General features: G+C 69.4%; 14 protein-coding genes. 8 read left to right on the forward strand and 6 right to left on the reverse strand.

The window, feature by feature from the left end:
- Window positions 1-62: 62 nt before the first annotated feature.
- Both cysS and rlmB read left to right on the forward strand, forming a co-directional pair.
- Window positions 63-1,454 carry a cysteine--tRNA ligase gene (gene cysS, locus A9310_RS02125; RefSeq protein WP_065629179.1) on the forward strand — a complete coding sequence of 464 codons (1,392 nt, stop codon included), beginning with the start codon at window positions 63-65 and terminating at the stop codon, window positions 1,452-1,454.
- A complete protein-coding gene (rlmB, locus tag A9310_RS02130) occupies window positions 1,454-2,404 on the forward strand; it encodes a 23S rRNA (guanosine(2251)-2'-O)-methyltransferase RlmB (RefSeq protein WP_065629180.1) in 951 nt (316 codons plus the stop codon). The genes cysS and rlmB overlap by 1 nt, the downstream gene beginning before the upstream one ends.
- Window positions 2,405-2,424: 20 nt before the next feature.
- On the opposite strand, the gene A9310_RS02135 is transcribed toward rlmB, so the two are convergent.
- Window positions 2,425-3,183, reverse strand: a complete 759-nt coding sequence (locus tag A9310_RS02135) for a LamB/YcsF family protein (protein ID WP_065629181.1) — start codon at window positions 3,181-3,183, stop codon at window positions 2,425-2,427.
- 96 nt (window positions 3,184-3,279) lie between these two features.
- On the opposite strand from A9310_RS02135, the gene A9310_RS02140 reads away from it, so the two are divergent.
- Window positions 3,280-4,827, forward strand: coding sequence for a carboxylesterase/lipase family protein (locus A9310_RS02140; protein ID WP_065629182.1), 1,548 nt, complete (start codon window positions 3,280-3,282; stop codon window positions 4,825-4,827).
- 446 nt (window positions 4,828-5,273) lie between these two features.
- On the opposite strand, the gene A9310_RS02145 is transcribed toward A9310_RS02140, so the two are convergent.
- On the reverse strand, window positions 5,274-6,077 hold the full coding sequence (locus A9310_RS02145) for an alpha/beta fold hydrolase (protein ID WP_065629183.1): 804 nt from the start codon (window positions 6,075-6,077) through the stop codon (window positions 5,274-5,276).
- Window positions 6,078-6,298: 221 nt separating this feature from the next.
- Here A9310_RS02145 and A9310_RS02150 point away from each other — a divergent pair, with 221 nt between their 5' ends.
- The 4 genes from A9310_RS02150 to A9310_RS02165 are packed head-to-tail and all read left to right on the forward strand — an operon-like array spanning window position 6,299 to window position 13,084.
- A complete protein-coding gene (locus A9310_RS02150; RefSeq protein WP_065629184.1) occupies window positions 6,299-8,260 on the forward strand; it encodes an LPXTG cell wall anchor domain-containing protein in 1,962 nt (653 codons plus the stop codon).
- Between the two features lie 5 nt (window positions 8,261-8,265).
- Window positions 8,266-9,876 carry a hypothetical protein gene (locus tag A9310_RS02155; protein ID WP_065629185.1) on the forward strand — a complete coding sequence of 537 codons (1,611 nt, stop codon included), beginning with the start codon at window positions 8,266-8,268 and terminating at the stop codon, window positions 9,874-9,876.
- The gene (locus A9310_RS02160; RefSeq protein WP_065629186.1) at window positions 9,873-11,432 is read left to right on the forward strand and encodes a glycosyltransferase; all 1,560 of its coding nucleotides are present in this window, start codon (window positions 9,873-9,875) and stop codon (window positions 11,430-11,432) included. The genes A9310_RS02155 and A9310_RS02160 overlap by 4 nt, the downstream gene beginning before the upstream one ends.
- Window positions 11,429-13,084 carry a glycosyltransferase family 39 protein gene (locus tag A9310_RS02165; protein ID WP_065629187.1) on the forward strand — a complete coding sequence of 552 codons (1,656 nt, stop codon included), beginning with the start codon at window positions 11,429-11,431 and terminating at the stop codon, window positions 13,082-13,084. The genes A9310_RS02160 and A9310_RS02165 overlap by 4 nt, the downstream gene beginning before the upstream one ends.
- A gap of 24 nt (window positions 13,085-13,108) precedes the next feature.
- Here A9310_RS02165 and A9310_RS02170 read toward each other — a convergent pair whose 3' ends face one another.
- A complete protein-coding gene (locus A9310_RS02170) occupies window positions 13,109-14,257 on the reverse strand; it encodes a beta-mannosidase (protein ID WP_083207226.1) in 1,149 nt (382 codons plus the stop codon).
- Window positions 14,258-14,270: 13 nt separating this feature from the next.
- On the opposite strand from A9310_RS02170, the gene A9310_RS02175 reads away from it, so the two are divergent.
- Window positions 14,271-14,816: a DUF2599 domain-containing protein gene (locus A9310_RS02175; protein WP_065629188.1), complete on the forward strand. Its 546-nt coding sequence runs from the start codon at window positions 14,271-14,273 to the stop codon at window positions 14,814-14,816.
- Between the two features lie 52 nt (window positions 14,817-14,868).
- Here the strand turns inward: A9310_RS02175 and A9310_RS02180 are convergent, their stop codons facing one another.
- Genes A9310_RS02180 through A9310_RS02190 form a run of 3 tightly spaced genes read right to left on the reverse strand, consistent with a single transcriptional unit; the run spans window position 14,869 to window position 17,560 of the window.
- A complete protein-coding gene (locus A9310_RS02180; RefSeq protein ID WP_065629189.1) occupies window positions 14,869-15,738 on the reverse strand; it encodes a metal ABC transporter permease in 870 nt (289 codons plus the stop codon).
- On the reverse strand, window positions 15,735-16,577 hold the full coding sequence (locus tag A9310_RS02185; RefSeq protein WP_065629190.1) for a metal ABC transporter ATP-binding protein: 843 nt from the start codon (window positions 16,575-16,577) through the stop codon (window positions 15,735-15,737). Before A9310_RS02185 ends, A9310_RS02180 begins: the two co-directional genes overlap by 4 nt.
- Window positions 16,574-17,560 (reverse strand): metal ABC transporter solute-binding protein, Zn/Mn family, encoded by a 987-nt coding sequence (locus A9310_RS02190; RefSeq protein ID WP_065629191.1) that lies wholly within the window; start codon window positions 17,558-17,560, stop codon window positions 16,574-16,576. Before A9310_RS02190 ends, A9310_RS02185 begins: the two co-directional genes overlap by 4 nt.
- Between the last annotated feature and the right edge of the window lie 76 nt (window positions 17,561-17,636).

Raw genomic sequence — 17,636 nt, forward strand, 5'->3', positions numbered from 1 at the left:
GTGCGCGCACCTGCGGCTCGGGCCGTCGGTGGCCAGGTCAGGGTCCGGTAGGATTGCCGGTCGTGACCCTGCGCCTGTATGACACCGACTCCCGAGAGGTGCGCGACTTCGTGCCGCTGCACCCAGGCCAGGCGTCGGTGTACCTGTGCGGGGCGACGGTCCAGGGAGTTCCGCACATCGGGCACGTCCGCAGCGGTATCGCCTTCGACATCCTGCGGCGCTGGCTGACCCACCAGGGCCTCGACGTGCTGTTCGTGCGCAACGTGACCGACATCGACGACAAGATCCTGCGGAAGGCCGCGGACGCGGGACGGCCGTGGTGGGAATGGGCGGCCACCCACGAGCGTGCGTTCGACGACGCCTACCGCGCGCTGGGGGTCCTGCCGCCGTCGGCCGAGCCGCGGGCCACGGGGTTCGTCACCCAGATGATCGAATACATGGAGCGACTGATCGACCGCGGACACGCCTACGTCGCCGACGGCAACGTGTACTTCGACGTCCTGAGCCTGCCGGAGTACGGGTCGCTGTCCGGACACCGGCTCGACGACGTGCATCAGGGCGAGAGCGCGGGGACCGGCAAACGCGATCCCCGCGACTTCACCCTGTGGAAGGCGGCCAAGCCCGACGAGCCGTCCTGGCCGACGCCCTGGGGCCCCGGCCGTCCCGGCTGGCACCTCGAGTGCTCGGCGATGGCCACCTCGCTGCTCGGCGCTGAGTTCGACATCCACTGCGGCGGAATGGATCTCATCTTCCCGCACCACGAGAACGAGATCGCGCAGGCACACGGTGCGGGAGATGCGTTCGCGCGCTACTGGTTACACAACGGCTGGGTCACCATGGGTGGCGAGAAGATGAGCAAGTCGCTGGGCAACGTGGTGTCGATCCCCGCGATGCTGCAACGGGTCCGGGCGGTCGAGCTCCGCTACTACCTCGGCAGCGCGCACTACCGATCGATGCTGGAGTACTCGTCTGGCGCGCTCACCGAGGCCGCCGCCGGCTATCGGCGCGTCGAGTCGTTCGTGGCCCGGGTCGGCGCGCGCGTGGGCGAGGTGGTCGTCGGGGATGTCGACCCCGAGTTCGCCGCCGCGCTCGACGACGACCTCGGCGTCCCGGCCGCACTCGCGGTCGTGCACAACGTGGTTCGGCAGGGCAACACCGCGTTGGAGTCCGGTGACGGAGCCGCCGCGCTGGCGGCGGCATCCACGGTCCGCGCGATGATGGGGATTCTGGGCGTCGACCCGCTGGACGACCGGTGGGCGGGTGCCGCCGACGAGTCGGCCACCACCTCCGCACTCGACGTGCTGGTGCAGGCGGAATTGCAGCGACGCGCCGACGCGCGCGTCGCCAAGGACTGGGCGACCGCGGACGCGGTGCGGGATCGGCTGGCGCAGGCCGGTATCGAGGTCACCGACACCCCCGACGGTGCGCAATGGGCATTGAAGGGTGAGGCGTGATGGCAGGGAATTCCAAGCGCAGAGGCGCGATTCGCAAGGACGGCACCAAGAAAGGACAGACCGTCGGGTCGGGTGGTCAGCGTCGCCGCGGCCTCGAGGCCCGTGGCGCGACACCGAAAGCGGTTGACCGGCCGTATCATCCGGCCCACAAGCGAGCCAAGGCGGCGTCGAAGTCGGCGGCCGGCCGCGGCGGGGCGCGGGCCCGGGACGAAGGCCCCGAGTATGTCCTCGGCCGCAATCCGGTTGTGGAATGCCTGCGCGCCGGCGTGCCGGCCACCGCGCTGTACATCGCCACCAACTCCGAGCCCGACGAGCGGGTCGCCGAGGCGGTGAAGATCGCCGGCGACTCGGCGATCTCCATCCTCGAGGTCGGCAAACCCGAACTCGATCGCCTGTCCACCAACGGAATGCACCAGGGCATCGCGCTGCAGGTGCCGGAGTTCGAGTACACCCACCCGGACGACCTGATGGCGGAGGCCAAGGCCAGCGGCACCCCGCCGCTGCTCGTCGCCCTCGACAACATCACCGATCCGCGCAACCTGGGCGCGGTGATCCGCTCGGTCGCGGCCTTCGGCGGGCACGGCGTGGTCATCCCCGCACGACGCAGCGCGAGCGTGACGGCCGTCGCCTGGCGGACCAGCGCCGGTGCCGCGGCGCGCCTGCCGGTCGCCCGCGCGACCAATCTGACTCGCACATTGAAGGATTGGGCCGACGCCGGGGCGCAACTGGTCGGTCTCGATGCAGACGGTGACGTCACCCTCGACGACTACGACGGCAGCGGCCCCACCGTGATCGTGGTCGGTTCGGAGGGCAAGGGGCTCTCCCGCCTCGTCCGCGAGAGCTGCGACTCGATCCTGTCCATCCCGATGGCCGGCGACGTCGAGAGCCTCAACGCCTCGGTCGCCGCGGGTGTGGTCCTCGCCGAGTTCGCCCGCCAGCGACGCGGCTAGGCAGCATCCCTCCCGGCCGGTCAGGCCGGTGGCGCGCCGATGACGATTCCGGCGGCGGTGAGTGCGTCGCGCACGGCCTGCGCGTGTCCGACCGCGCCCGGGGTGTCGCCATGGAGGCAGACCGATCCGGCGTCGACGTCGATCAGGGTTCCGTCGATCGCGCCGATCCGGCCCGTCGTGACGAGTTCGACCACCCGTCGCGCGATCTCGGCGCTGTCCGACAACACCGCGCCGTCGGTTCCGCGCGGCACGAGGGTGCCCTCCGGGGTGTAGGCGCGGTCGGCGAACGCCTCGGAGATGGTGTCGAGTCCCGCGCGTCGGGCGCGCGACAGCACCTCCGACCCCGGTAGCCCCATGACCGCCAATCCGGCGTCGACATCGTGGACCGCGGTGACCACGGCCTCGGCCTGCTGCTCGTGATGGACGACGGTGTTGTACAGCGCGCCATGCGGTTTCACGTAGGTGACGGCACCGCCGACCGATCGGGCAAGGGCGTCGAGCGCGCCGATCTGGTACACCAGGTCGGCGACGAGGTCCGAAGTCGTCATCTCCATGAACCGGCGCCCGAAGCCGCTGCGATCGGGGTAGGACACCTGGGCGCCGATCCGGACCCCGGCGTCGACCGCGGCCCGGCAGGTGGCGAGCAACTGCGCGGGGGTGCCGGCGTGAAAGCCGCACGCCACGTTGGCGCTGGTGACGATCCCCAGCATCGCCGCGTCGTCGCCGATGCCCTCACCGAGGTCGGCGTTGAGGTCGATGCGTGCCGCGCCGGAACCCATGAGCGCATCGTAGTGGTGGCCGACCAGCGGGGACCGCCCGATTAAAGTGTGCGGCGGCGGGTAGACGAACTCGTCGTTTCGTCTACGGTGGTGGGTATGGCATTACTCGACAGTAAGGTGACCACCCGTAACGGCGTGGTCGAGGGCGCCCGGGGGAAGCGGCTGCGCAAGGGGACCATCAGCTGGCGAGGCATCCCGTTCGCGGCACCGCCGGTGGCCCATCGCCGGTTCCGTGCACCGGAGCCCGCCCACGACTGGCCCGGCGTCCGCGACTGCACCAAGGTGGCCAAGGCGGCCATCCAGGAGAAGCGGTTCACGGCCATCGCACCGGGCAAGTTCGCGCCGATGGCCGAGGACTGCCTCACGCTGAACGTCTACTCGCCGGATGTGGTGTCCTCGACGCCGCGACCGGTGATGGTGTTCATCCACGGCGGTGCGTTCATCCTCGGCACGGCCGCCACCCCGCTCTACGACGGCGCCTTCCTCGCGCGTGCCCAGGACGTCGTCGTCGTCACCATCCAGTACCGGTTCGGTCCGTTCGGCTTCCTCGACCTCGGTCAGTTCGCCACCGAGGACCGTCCGTTCGACTCCAACGTCGGCCTGCGTGACCAGATCGCGGCCCTGCAGTGGGTCCAGGACAACATCGAGGCGTTCGGCGGTGACGCGGAGAACGTCACGATCTTCGGCGAGAGCGCCGGCGGGTCGTCGGTGCTCTCGCTGCTGTCCGCCCCGTCGACGACCGGTCTCTATCACCAGGCCATCGCGCAGAGTCCCGCCCCGGAACTGATCGTCGAGCAGGACGCGGCGAAGATCTACGCGGACGAGTTCGTCCGGCTGTTGCGCGACCCGCAACGTCGGGCGACCTCCCTCGAACGGGACGAGCCGCCCGTCGACACGGTCCACGCCCAGCGTCTGCTCACCTCGCCCAACCCGGCGTTGCTGCTGGCGGCGGGGAACCGGCTGATGCGATTCGCCACCAAGACCGCCGGTGGTGCGATCCCGTTCGCGCCCGTCGTCGACGGCGATCTGCTGCCGCGGTCGCCGCTCGCCGCCGCCGCGGGTGGGCTCACGCAGCCGGTGCCGCTCGTGATCGGCAGCAACCGCGACGAGGGCAAGCTGTTCGCCAAACTCTGGAACGTCCTGCCCGACGCCGAACGCACCCTGATGCGCGTCGAGGACGAGGAGGTCCGGCGCGAGATCGCCTCGCACTACGAGGACGGGGACCGCGACCGCATCCGGCTGGCCGGCGACTCGATCTTCTGGGCACCGATGAGCGCCTTCGCCGACGGGCACAGCGCCGTCGCCCCGACCTACGTGTACCGCTACGACTACCAGACGAAGGTGCTCGAGGCCACGGGCTTCGGGGCCACGCACGCCACCGAGCTGTTCAGCGTGTTCGGTGCCTACCGGGCCCCGATGGGTGCCGGTCTCGCCCTTGCCGACTGGCCCGCCACCGGCCGGGTCACCAAGAACGTCCAGACCCGCTGGGGCGGGTTCGCCCGCACCGGCGACCCCGGTTTCGGCTGGCCCGCCTACACCACCGCCGACCGCAAGGTCCTCGTCCTCGACGACCCCGACCACGTCGAGGCCGACCCGGACACCCTGCGGCGCCAGGCGTGGTACCGGGTGCATTCGCCGGCCTAGGCGGCCGTCGTGCACAACGAGAGAACACTCCTCAGCATCCACATCTCTGCTCCCTGAGGTGCGAGCGAAGCGAGCCACGAAGGGCTTCGCAACGTGTCTCACCAGGCCCTTCGTGGCTCGTCGCTTACGCTCCTCACACCTCAGGGAGCAAAGGGGCAGTCGCTGACGCTCCTCGCACCTCAGTAACTGCGGCCTGGCGGCCGTCGTGGACCACGAAAGAACAGTGAGCGTCCACATCTATGCTCCCTGAGGTGCGAGCGCAGCGAGCCACGAAGGGCTCCGAGACGCGTCTCACCAGGCCCTTCGAGGCTCGTCGCTATCGCTCCTCACACCTCAAGGATCAAAGGGGCAATCGCTGACGCTCCTCACACCTCAGGGGGCAATGGGTATGTCGTTCTCTCGGATCAGGGAGCAGGGGCAGGTCGTGCTTTCGGTCGGGGAGCGGGTCAGCCGAACTCCCAGACCGACGGGGGGTCGGCGGCCAGGAACGACAGGACGAGCGGGTTGAACAGCTCGGGCGATTCGACCGGCAGGATGTGGGTGCCCGGGATCACGGCCAGCCGGGCCGCCGGCAGCGTCCGCGACAGCTCGAGCGCGTGCTCGAGGCGGACGAGCCCGCGATCGCCGACCACCACCAGCGTCGGTACCTCGACGTGGGTGAATTCGGCGACCTCGCATTCCGGTTCGGCGGCGAGCATCCGGACCGCCTTGTCGAAGACCGTCTCGAAATGCTCGGGCCCGTCCGGTGACGTGGTGTCGTAGTAGATGCGCAGGTAGTCCATCGTCACCGGGTCGCGGCGGGACACCCGGGAGATGAACTCGTCGGCCATCCGGCCGGCACGGTTCAGGTATCCGCCGACGAACACCAGCCGATGGACGAGGTCCGGGCGGTCCCGGGCGACGAGCAGGGCGACGGTGCCGCCGTCGGCCCATCCCACCAGATTGGCCGGCCGGCGCACGACGGTCTCGAGATAGACGATCGTGCGTGCCACGATCCGGTCGAGGTGGAACTCGCCGGGGAGGTCGGGACTGTGGCCGTGACCGGGCCGTTCGGGTACGAACACCTGCTGACCGGCGTCGAGGAAGGCGGGGATCTGCGTTCCCCACGTCGACGCCGACGCGAACAGCCCGTGGAGCAGGACCATCGGCGGGCCGTATGACTCGCCGGCGGTGAAGTGCCAGATCGTCGCGTCGGCGATGTCCACGTAGACGCCGCCGTCGACGCGTTCGCCGGCGTGAACCTGTCGCATCGCGCTCCCTCGAATCTCGCCGGACGTGTCGACCTGCAGGACATGGTCGCAGAGTCGGGTGCCGGTTCGGGGCATCGTTGGCGAATCGAGATGGCACGGATGACTCGCACCGGGCGGCCCACCGGTCCGATCGCGTGAAAATATGTGCCGAGCCGTGTCGTGGGATAGGTTCTCTTCGGGGCGTTTGAGGGTGGGGACGGGGGTCACTCGAAGGGTGGCGAATGCACGTGTCCGGGAAAACCCGCGGCGAGTCGCGTTGTCGACGTAGCCGTGGGCCGGCGTTGTTGCTGGTGGGCCTGCTGTTGGCCGGCATCGCCTCGATCGGGGCGCCGTCGACACCGGCCGCGCAGGCGGCGCCGGGGGATCCGCCTGCGCCGCTGAACCTTCGCGATCTCGGTTCGTCGCCGACCATCGCGTTCCCGGGACAGCAGGGCGAGGTGAGTCTGTCCCTCGCGGTACCGCCGGATCTCGCCCCCACCGAATTGCGCGGCGTCACGCAGTATCCCGCTTTCGTCACCGGCGGCAACATCGACGTCCTGCAGGAAGGCCGGCTGATCTCGCGGACGCCGATCAATCCGGCTGTGAATTCGCCGATCTCGCTGTCGCTACGCGGCGTGCGGGTCGAACGCAACGCCGCCGACATCGTCCTGCGGACCTATCTGCGCACGGCCGGATCGTGTCTGTTCGACCCCGATTCGGGGTTGCGCATCCAGAATGCGACCGTCACATACGGTGGCCGGGAAGCCGCGCCGAACAGCGTCGCCGAGTTCCTGCCGCCGGTCCTGCGCAAGCTGACCATCTTCGTCCCCGACGACGTGCGGCCCGCCGAGGGCGCTGCGGCCGTGTCGCTCGCGACCGCCGTGATCGCGAATTACGGTGCGGCGACAGTGGAGATCGAGACGGACTCGCTGCCGCGCGGCGATGCCGCACCCGACGAGGAGATCGAACCGCTCGAACGGCAGATCGTCATCAACTCGGCTCTGCCCGACGGACTCAGCCTGGGGCCGGGTGCAGGCTGGCCGGTGTTGCGGATAGGCGGCAGTGAGGACGACCTGGAGACCCAGGTCGAGTTCCTCACCTCTGATCTCTCGTCGATCGCCGTCAGCTCCGCGGCCGTGGCCGGACCGCCCTTCGCCGCACCGCAACTCGCGCCGGAGGTCACCACGCTCGCCGAACTGGGCGTGGGGGATCAGCGCGTCTCGGCGACCGGCTGGCCGACCATCTCGTTCGGGGTCGACCAGACGCGCCTGGGACGGCCGTCTCAGAACGTGCGAATGCAGCTGAAGGGCACCTACACCCCGATGGGCGGCCAGATCGCGGTGTCCGTCGGGGACCGGGTCATCGCCTCCTGGCCCGCCGACTCCTCCGGCAGCTACAACTCCTGGGTCGACATCCCCGGCGATCTGCTGACGCGTTTCACCGAGGTCACCGTCACCTACAACCACGGCGACGTCGGTGAACAGTGCGGTGCGGGAGTGCGGAGTTCGCTGAGCCTGGACTCGTCCTTTGAGGTGCGATCCGAGGTCGCCGACCCGCCGACACCATCCGGGTTCGCCTCGTTGCCGCAGGCGTTGATGCCGCGGAACTCGTTGGCCTGGACCCGCGGTGACGTCGCCGACGTCGCCCGCGCGGTGGCGCTGATGTCGGGCCTGCAGCGACTGTCGGCGGTGCGTCTCGGAGTCGACGTCGTACCGCTCGACGACGCCATGTCGGCCTCGGCCCCCGCGGTCGTCATCGCCGCGGACGGCCAGGGATTGCCCGAGCTGTCGCTGCCGGTGACCGCCGACGGCGGCACGGTCTCGCTGCTCAATCCGGACGGTCGGCGTGCCGAGGTGCTGCTGTCGCCGACCGTGCGCTTCGGTTCGCTGCAGGTGGCCCGTGATGCCGGCCGGTCGGTGTTGGTCGCGACCTCGACGAACGACGCCGCTGATCTCGACGCCCTGCTCGACTGGCTGGCCGCCGATCCCGATCGCTGGCCGTCGCTGAACGGCGACGCCTTGTTGCAGGTGTCCGGCCAGGAGCCGGTGCTCGTGGTCGATGACGATGCGCAGCAGCCGGAGTCGTCGACCGGCGACACGTCGTGGGTGGCGTTCGCGGTCGTCGGGGTCGGCATCGTGGTGGTGGCGGCCGTCGCGGCGACCCTCATCCTGCGCCGTCGACGGCAACGGACCGCCGAGAGCTGACCGGCGTGCCCGAGGCTCCCGCGACGACCACGGCGCAGAACCCGGAACCGTCGACCCCGGATTCGGGGTCGGCCGGCACGACGAGTGCGGTCGCCACGCTCGTCGGCGTCGTCACGCGCCGCAAGCCCGAGACGCCGCACCCCGCATTCGTCGATGACCCGGAGTGGCTGGTGGCGGCCCGGTGGCTGTTCCTGATCGGGTGCACGGCCCTGGGGTTCTGGAACACGGTCGTCGCGATCGTCGACGAGTTGATGGCGCAGACGCTCATCCTCTACGTCCCGGTGCTGGTCGTCCTCGCGCTGATCGCCGTCATCGGGGTGTCGTGGCGCACCGTCGACGAACTGCCGATCTACGACCGGCAGACCGACGTCATCGTCGGCATCGTGGTGCTGATCCTCGCGCTGGCGATGAAGTATCTGGTCAACCCGCGCTATGCGCGCGCGTACCTCACCACCCACATGGATCTGCTCGCCCTGTGGTTGTTCGTCTTCGGCGCCGCGGTTCTGCTCTTCGGGCTGCGTCCGGTCGCCCGCTACCGGTGGGTGTGGCTGCTGTTGGTGCTCATCTTCCCGCCGCCGGTCCGCGCCGTCGTGCTGATCATGGGTGGGACGTCGCTCGCCGCCGGTTTCGTGGTGGTGCTGATGGCCGTCGCCGCGACCGCGATCGCGGTGGGTCGGACCTGGCGGCGGAAGCTGGTCGCGGCGCTGCTGGCCGGTGCGGTGGGCCTGGTCGCGCTGTTCGTGCTCGACGCGCTCGGCGCGCCCCGGAACATCGTCGTGCCCTATCCGGGCCTGATCGCGGCCCTCGCGACGTCGGCCTACATGCTGGTCGACTATCGGCGGCGCGGCGGCCGGCAGTGGTCGCCGCCCGAGGCCGGCCGGATCAGTCCGCCGAAAGTCCCGTTTGTGGGCCGGCCGGGTCTGGTGGTGCTGCTCGTGGCGGTTCTGCTGGCGCTGTGCCCCACCCCGCCGGTGGGTAGCAACTACCAGAGCAATCGCTATCCGCAGCTCGGTATCGGTGAGCCGCTCGTGGTCCCGGTCGGCTGGCGGCAGGAGTCCCTGGGTGTCTACGGGTGGGTGTCACGCCTCTACGGGCCGGGGTCCGTGCTGATCCGCCAGGTCCTGGTGCAGACCCGCGGCAACCGGGCCTACGACAAGTTCGCGCGTCCCCGGCGGGTGGTCGTCGACAGCGTCGACAGCAGGCGGCCACTCGTCCTCGACGTCTACCCGGACATCTTCCGCTACGACCTGTCCAGCGAACGCACGAGCCTTCCGATCGAGGTGGACCTGTCGAACGGGGTCCGGGGTCGGGTGTGGAGTGTCGTCGACGACGAGCGCTACCTGACCTACACGGTGCTGTCCTGGCGGTGGAACAACGGCAACCGCACCCAGCAGGTCATGCTGTGGGCGGTCGACAACCACGAGCCGGAGGCCTACTTCCCGGAGCCGCGCATCACGATCCTGGCGAACATGAACTCACTGATGACGATCCTGCTGCGGGGCAACTCGGTCCTGCTGGACACCGACCCGCAACTCAAGGACGAGGCCCTGCTCATCGGCTTGGCCGGGGAGCTCATCCGGGCCCAGCTCGGGGCCGCTCGGGGGGCCGGTGCATGAGCATCGACGAGGCCGGCCCCGGGCACGCCGCAGCCGCCGACAAGCCGGGGGTCGCGCGCAGTACGAGACCGACGCGTCCGGTGGCCGAACTGCTCGCCGACCCGGACTACCGGGCGCAGGCCCTCGAAGACGCCGTGAACCGCCTTCGCAACGCCGACGAGGACATGTCGGCCTCGGTGGCCTTCAGCCGGATTCAGAAGATCATCGGGTTCGCGCTGCTCGGCATCATCGCCGTCGCGATGGTGATCGAACCGGTCGGGACCTGCGCCACCCTGGTCTCGATCGCCACGATCGGATACGTGGTGACCCTCGCCGACCGCCTGGTGATCTTCCGGCGGGGGCTGGTCAACGGTGCCATCCGCGTCTCCGACGAGGACGCCCGGTCCATCCCCGACGACGAGTTGCCCGCCTACACCGTGTTCGTCCCGGCCTACGGGGAGCCGGAGGTGGTGGGTCAACTGGTGGCCGCGATGGAGACGATCGAGTACCCACGGGACAAGCTCCAGGTCCTGCTGCTGCTGGAAGAGGACGACGAGCCGACGATCGAGGCGGCGCGCGGGGTGGAGGAGAACGGGATCGTCACGGTTGTCCTGACACCCCCGGCGCAGCCGCGGACCAAACCGAAGGCCTGCAACTACGGCATGCACTTCGCCACCGGCGACATCGTCACCATCTTCGACGCCGAGGACAAACCCGACCCGTTGCAGTTGCGTCGGGCGGTGTACGTGCTGAACAACTCCGGCGACGACTCGGTGGTCTGCGTGCAGGGCAAGCTCAGCTTCCACAACGTGCGCGACAACATGCTGACCGAGTGGTTCACGGCCGACTACGGCATCTGGTTCGGCTTCCTGCTGCCGGGCATGATGGTCAGTCGCGCGCCGATCCCGTTGGGCGGCACGTCGAATCACTTCCGGCGCGATGTCCTCGACACGATCGGCGCCTGGGACCCCTACAACGTGACCGAGGACGCCGACCTCGGGGTCCGCATCGCCGACCACGGATACCGCACCCTGGTGCTCGACTCGGTCACGATGGAAGAGGCCAATGTCGATGCCATCAACTGGGTCCGCCAGCGTTCCCGTTGGTACAAGGGCTATATGCAGACGTGGCTCGTCCACATGCGGCACCCGGTCAAGCTCTGGCACATCCTCGGGCCCGTCGCGTTCGTGCGCTTCACGCTGCTGATCGCCGGGACCCCGGTGATCGCCTGCCTGAACATGGTGTTCTGGCTGATCCTGGCGCTGTGGATCGGCGGACAGCCACCGGTCGTCGCCGAGCTGTTCCCCGGACCCATCTACTACCTGTCGCTGATCTCGCTGCTGCTGGGCAACGGGGCGGCGCTGTACATGAACCTCGTCGCGATCCGCGAGGACGATCGCAGCGAACTGCTCGGTTCGGCCCTTCTCATCCCGCTGTACTGGCTGATGATGAGTGTCGCCGCCATCAAGGGCATGTGGCAGATCCTGGTCAATCCGTCGTACTGGGAGAAGACCTTTCACGGTCTGTCGACGAGCAGTTCGCCGGACACCGATCCCGACGGGCAGGAGACGACGTGACCCGCCGTGTCCCGGCCTCGGTACTGATCTTCCTCGCGACGTGGATCCCGTACCTCGTCATCGGGGTCTACCTCGTCAGCGAGGTGCAGCTGTTCTTCGGCGACGCGCTGTCGAGGGTGCAGTCGGCACAGAGCGTGCTGTTCAGTCGGACACCGCATCTCGCGGCGATCGGATTCATCTTCACCCCGCTGACCGCCATCGTCCAGCTGCCGCTGACCGCGCTCACCCCGTGGATCCCGGAGATGACGACGCAGGCGCTCTCGGCGGTGATCATGTCGTCGGCGTTCATGGCCGGATCGGTGGTGCAGGCGTCGGGGATCGCGCGCGACCAGGGCCTGCGTCCGCTCGTGGCAGGCACTTTCACGATCTTCTACGCGATCAATCCGATGATCGTCCTCTATGCCGCGAATGGGATGAGCGAGGCGCCGTACCTCTTCTTCTTGGCCTGGGCCACCCGTCGTCTGATCCGGTGGGTCTCCTCAGACGACGTCCACGAGCTCGTGGTGGCCGGGATCGCGCTCGGCCTGTCCTATCTCACCCGCTACGACGGCGGTGCCGCCGCATTGGCCGCGGCCTTCGTGGTCGGATGGGTGACCTACACACGCCGCGACCGCCGAAAACGGGTGTCGCGCACGCTCCTCGACATCACCCTGGTGGTGGCGCCCAGCGCCCTGGCCTTTCTCGCCTGGGCGGCGGCGGGCTGGCTCATCACGGGTGACGCGTTCGCGCAGTTCACCTCTGAGTACGGCAACGCCGCGATCATCGCGCAGTCCGGCGGTAGCGGGTCGTCGACGACCGGGGATGCGATCGGGTTCTCCCTCACCGAGATCTTCATCCTCGCGCCACTGCTTCCGATACTCATTCTCGGAGTCATCGGGGTCCGTGCCCGACGTCATCGGCTTGCGGCGATGTTGCCCGCACTGCTGATCGTGGCCGTGCTGGCGTTTCAGGTCTTCGGTTACTCACGCGGTTCGACGTTCGGCTTTCTTCGGTTCTACATGACCGTGGTCCTGCTCGCCGCGGTCATCGCCCTGTTGTCTGTGCCCCTGCGGCAGCAGGTTCCGATGCGTCGCGAGGGCAGGCATTCGGACATTCTGCCGCCCCGCCCCTATGCCTCGCGTTGGAGTAACAAGATCGCCGCGACGATCGTGATCGTCGTGGTCGCCACCGCGATCCCGGTCACCGCCGCCGGGATGACGTCACCCAAGTACGCGCCGCAGGAGTTCGCGCTCGGATCGGTGGTCGATCCGCGCCCGGACTCGGTGGACCAGAAGTACCTCGGCGAGCAGCGCATCGTGCGGTCGTTCTCCACCGAGCGGGCGCTGGCGCAGTATCTCGACGGTCTGGACCTGCCCGACGGCGCGGTGTTGTGCGACACCGTGTACGGCTTCGCGGTGGTGGTCCAGTCCGAGCGGCCGCGCCAGTTCGTCATCCCGTCGGATCGCGACTTCGCGCAGCTGCTCAACGACCCGGTCGGCGGCGGTGTGCGCTACTTCCTCACCGTCCCACCGGAAGGTCGGGGACTCTCCGACGCGGTCAACCAGCGGTATCCGACCATCTACGAGAACGGCGCTCAGATCGGGGTTCTCGTCCTCGAGGCGCGCAACCAGGGCGCGGATCTGCCGGACTGGCGGCTGTATCAGCTGGTGTGAGCCCGAGCGGCCCGTCGCACGCGATCAGGAGGCGTACTCGCGCACCACATTCCAGGCCGGGTCATGCAACCCGATGTCGTACGTGCACTGCGCGCCGCGCGGATCCGGGACGAAGGACCACAGCAGCGCGCCGGCGACCCCGGCGTCGCGGTGGCGCGCGATGATGGTCTCGAACTGTTCGGCCCGGTTCGCGATCGAGCCACAGGAGCCGGCGTGTATCCCGATCTCGTTGACCACGAGCGGTTTTCCGAGCTCGCGAGCCTGCGCCAGTCGTGCGCGCAGATTGCTGCCCGCGGGCCCCGATTCGGGATCGACATCGGAGCGGTAGTCGTGGAAGTCGAGCACGTCCACGCCGGCCGAGCCCAGGACCTCGGCATAACCCGCGCCCGCGAGGCCGCACTGGTCGCCGCCCACCACTCCCGAGAAGATCGGACGGTCGGCGTCGTAGGCCCGGAGATGGGCGCCGGCGCGGTCGAAGAACGAGCGCAACACGGCCGTGGCGTCGTCGGGACACGTTCGCGCCTCCCAGTCGCACGAGGCCGGACCGCATTCGCTCGCCTCGGGCTCCCCGACGAGTTCCCAGCCGGCGATCGACTGCTCGTCGTGCCAGCGGGTCACCGCGATCTCGACCCACTCCGTATACGTCAGCCCGCCGACGATCTCCTCGGTCTGCCAACCGTCGACGTAGAAGTCGCGCTCCTCGAACCGCTCGTCCTCACAGTCGCCCGAGCCTCCGGTGAGGACCGGCAGGACCATCTGGTGATGCCGCGCCGCGGCCTGGAAGACCCGGTCGATCGGCCCGAAATCGATGAGCCCGCTGCGCTTGTCGACGGCGAACACCGAGTACAGGTTGAAGCGGGTCAGCGCGCGGGGCGGGAGTCTGTCGAAGTACCCGTCGGCGTCGACCTGGGCGCCGCAGCCGCGATTGACCGACCAGTCGGTGCTGAGCTGATACGCATTGAAACCCGCGGGCCACCAGGGTTTTCCGTCGAGTACCAGGCCGGTGGGAGTGGTCGAGGCCCGATGCGACTGGGTGATCTGGGGAGGTCCCGGATCGGGGGTGCGCGCACACCCCGCGAGGCACAGCACGACGACGGCGATCGCGGTGACGAACAACCCGACCGCCCGCTTGTGCGTGCGCCGGCGGACCACAAGGTGCAGGCTACCCGTCACCTAGGGTGTCGGTATGTCGACGGGGTTGCGCAGGGCGGGTGCGGGAGTGGCCGACGGAGGGCGGCGGCGGTGGCGCGCCGCGGCCGGCGCGCTGGCCGTCGCCGCGGTCCTGTCCGCGTGCGGGACAGACACGGTCGAGCCCGCAGCACCGGGTCCGACCACGATCGGCTCGAGCACGACGAGCCCGTCGCCCACCCCGTATTCATCGGGCCCGTACTCGCCCACCGAGAGCGCGCCGACGATCGTCTACCGCCCGCCGTACATCGAGCGGACCGAGTGGACCGACACCGACGTCGGTCCGAGCCTCTCGGTGTTCCCCACGAATTCCGGGCGCTACACCACCGACCCCGGCGCGATGGCCGCCGCGTGGGCGGAGGTCGTCGCTCTCGACCCCACCGCCGACACCCCCGGAATGCAGGCCCAGTTCGATTGCCACTGGCGGTTCGCCCGCATCGTCGAACCCGAGAAGCCCAGCTGGAACCTCGAACCCGGCCGGCCGGTCGTCGCCGAGGAGGACATGGTCGGCGCCGGCTGCAACCCCGGCTTCGCCGAGGAATGAAACGTACTGCGGTGTGAGCGAGGCGGCCCGGAAGTGGTTGTGTTCTGTCGGATCAGCGCGTGGAATGCACGCGGCGGTTGCCGATGATCCGGCACACGACGTAGATCGCGAACGAGATGATCGTGACGAAGACCGACACGGGCAGCTTGGGAGCGAGCGACATCAGCAGCCCGCCGACCGCCGCGACCTCGGCGAACACGACCGACAACACCAGCGTGCGCGTCGGATTCGACGTGACGCGGGCGGCGGCGGCGCCCGGGGTGATCATCAGCGACATCACCAGCAGCGCGCCGATGATCTGCACGCCCTGCGCGGCCGCCAGGCCCATGATGATCGCGAACACCACCGACAGGGTGCGGATGGGTACCCCCCGCGCCTGCGCGACCCGGGGATCGGTGGAGGCGAACAGCAGTGGCCGGTAGATGACGGCCAGCACGACGACGACGATGCCCGTGGTGATGGCGATCGCGACCAGGCCGTTGATGCCGACGCTCACGACCTGACCGGTCAGCAACGCGAAGCCGGTCCCGATCCGGCCGTACAAGGCCAGGAACAGGACGCCGATGCCGAGGCCGAACGCCATCACGACGCCGATCACCGAGTCGCGCTCCCGCGCCTTGTTGCCGAGGAAGCCGAACACCGCCGCGGCGATGACCGCGCCGATGACGCCGCCGAGGTTCACGCTGAACCCGATCAGCAGGGCCGCCGCGGCACCGGTCACCGACAGTTCGCTGGCGCCGTGCACCGCGAAGGACATCTGCCGGGCGACGATGAGCGGGCCCAGCAGGCCGCCCAGGAGGCCGAGCAGCACCATCGCGAGCAGTGCCTGCTGCATGAAGTCATAACCCAGCAGGTCGATGGTGGTGGAGAAATCCCAGAGGTCGCTCAACGAACGGTCGACGGAGAGGTGGGTGACGCTCACGCCGGACCGCCTCGCCTCGCGACACCCGGTTCGCTGTCGGCGGCGCAGTGGTGCGCGTCCTCGCCACCGATCACGACCAGACGGCCGTTGACGCGCAGCACCTCGACGTCGCTGCCGTACAGCTCGCTCAGCGTCTCCGTCGTCATCACCTCATGCGGCTCGCCGATGCGGAACCGGCCGTCGACGAGGTACAGGACGCGGTCGACAAAGGGCAGGATCGGGTTGATCTCGTGGGTCACGAACACGACGGCCGTCCCGGCGTCCCGGCGCCGGCGATCGATGAGGTCCACGACCACCTGCTGGTTGGTCGGATCGAGACTGGCGAGCGGCTCGTCGCAGAGCAGCAGCGCGGGATCGCTCACCACCGCCTGGGCGACGCGTAGCCGTTGCTGCTCGCCGCCGGACAGGACGCCCAGCGGGGCGTCGGCGTACGGCAGGGCGTCCACCGAACCGAGCGCGGTGTCGACGAGTGCGCGGCGTCGTGCCCGGCCCCGGAGTCCGACACCCCAGCGGCCGCCGTCGACACCGAACCCGACGAGGTCCCGGCCGCGGATGGCCATCGGGTCGGCGTCGTCCTCGGCGTGCTGCTGGGGGATGTAGCCCACCGCGTCGGTGGTGGTCACGGTGCCGCGGTCGAGCGCGTACTGGTGCAACAGAACCCGCAGGAACGACGTCTTGCCGGAGCCGTTGGGCCCCAGGACCGCGACGAACTCACCCGGTTCGATCGTCAGGTCGAGGTCGTCCCAGAGAACCCGGTCGCCGAACGCTAGCCGGGCGCCGGTGAAGTCCACGACCGGCCTGCCCTTGCCTACCCCGGTCGAGTCGCCTGCCCCGGTCAATTGGAGCCGGAACCCAGCGCCGCGGTCAGGGCGTCGATCTGGGCGCCCTGCCACACGACGTAGTCGGTGACGCCGTCGGGCAGGGTCTCGGTGAACTCCACGACCGGGACGCCCGCGGAGCGCGCGACGTCGAGCATGGCCTGTGTCACCGGGTCCACGGCCTGGGTGTTGTAGATCAGCACCTTCGTCCGACGGTCGGCCAGGATGTCCTGCAGTGCCGCACGGTCGGCGGCCGCGGGTGACTGGCCCTCCTCGACGGCCTGGGTGAAACCGGCCGGCGCGATGTCGACGAGCCCGGCCTCGGTCAGCATGTAGCCCGCGAGCGGCTCGGTCTGGGCGACCTCGGTGTCGGCGTGCTGTTCCCGGATGGTGCTGAGCTTCGCGCGCAGACCGTCGATGCCGGTGGTGAAGGTCTCGGCGTTGGCGCGGTAGGACTCCGCGTTGCCCGGGTCCTTCTCGGCCAGCGCGTCGGCGACCTTGTCGGCCACCTGGGCGACGACGGGGAGGTCGTAGAAGACGTGCTCGTTCTGGTCGCCGTGCGCGTGGTCGTGAGCACCGTCGGAGTGATCGCCGGACGCGTGCTCGTCGCCGTGGTCGGTGTGCTCGCCACCGGCCTCGTCGGCATGCTCGTCGCTGCCGAGCAGGGCGTAGGCGTCGACCGCCGTCGCGTCCGAGTTGGCCGCCGCCTCCTCCATGTAGGAGTCGTAGTGGCCGCCGTTGAACACGAGGATGTCGGCATCGGCGATCGTCGCGGTGTCCGCTGCCGAGGGCTCGAACTCGTGCGGATCACCGTCGGCGTTGGTGTACAGCGCGGTCACCTCGGCGTTGTCGCCGGCGACCGCGGCCGCCACCGAACCCCAGACGTTCGTGGACGCGACCACGGTCGGGGGGCCGTCGGTCCCGCCGGAGTCGCTGGAGCAGGCGGACAACACCAGGGCGGCGGCGGACAGCACACCGGCCGTGGCCAGCAGGGATTTCTTCATCGACAACCTTCACGCAAATGACAATCGTTACCGAAAGCAGTCTAGGTGATCGCGGCGACGGGCGTGCAGGGTGTCC

It is taken from the genome of Gordonia sp. UCD-TK1 (genome assembly GCF_001691435.1).
Lineage (GTDB): Bacteria > Actinomycetota > Actinomycetes > Mycobacteriales > Mycobacteriaceae > Gordonia > Gordonia hongkongensis.

What these genes read in the sequence shown, in the direction of transcription:
- rlmB (WP_065629180.1), top strand. Translation starts at nt 1,454, where the DNA reads ATGGCAGGGAATTCCAAGCGCAGAGGCGCGATTCGCAAGGACGGCACC.
- A9310_RS02135 (WP_065629181.1), bottom strand. Translation starts at nt 3,183, where the DNA reads ATGGGTTCCGGCGCGGCACGCATCGACCTCAACGCCGACCTCGGTGAG.
- A9310_RS02140 (WP_065629182.1), top strand. Translation starts at nt 3,280, where the DNA reads ATGGCATTACTCGACAGTAAGGTGACCACCCGTAACGGCGTGGTCGAG.
- A9310_RS02145 (WP_065629183.1), bottom strand. Translation starts at nt 6,077, where the DNA reads ATGCGACAGGTTCACGCCGGCGAACGCGTCGACGGCGGCGTCTACGTG.
- A9310_RS02150 (WP_065629184.1), top strand. Translation starts at nt 6,299, where the DNA reads ATGCACGTGTCCGGGAAAACCCGCGGCGAGTCGCGTTGTCGACGTAGC.
- A9310_RS02160 (WP_065629186.1), top strand. Translation starts at nt 9,873, where the DNA reads ATGAGCATCGACGAGGCCGGCCCCGGGCACGCCGCAGCCGCCGACAAG.
- A9310_RS02175 (WP_065629188.1), top strand. Translation starts at nt 14,271, where the DNA reads ATGTCGACGGGGTTGCGCAGGGCGGGTGCGGGAGTGGCCGACGGAGGG.
- A9310_RS02190 (WP_065629191.1), bottom strand. Translation starts at nt 17,560, where the DNA reads ATGAAGAAATCCCTGCTGGCCACGGCCGGTGTGCTGTCCGCCGCCGCC.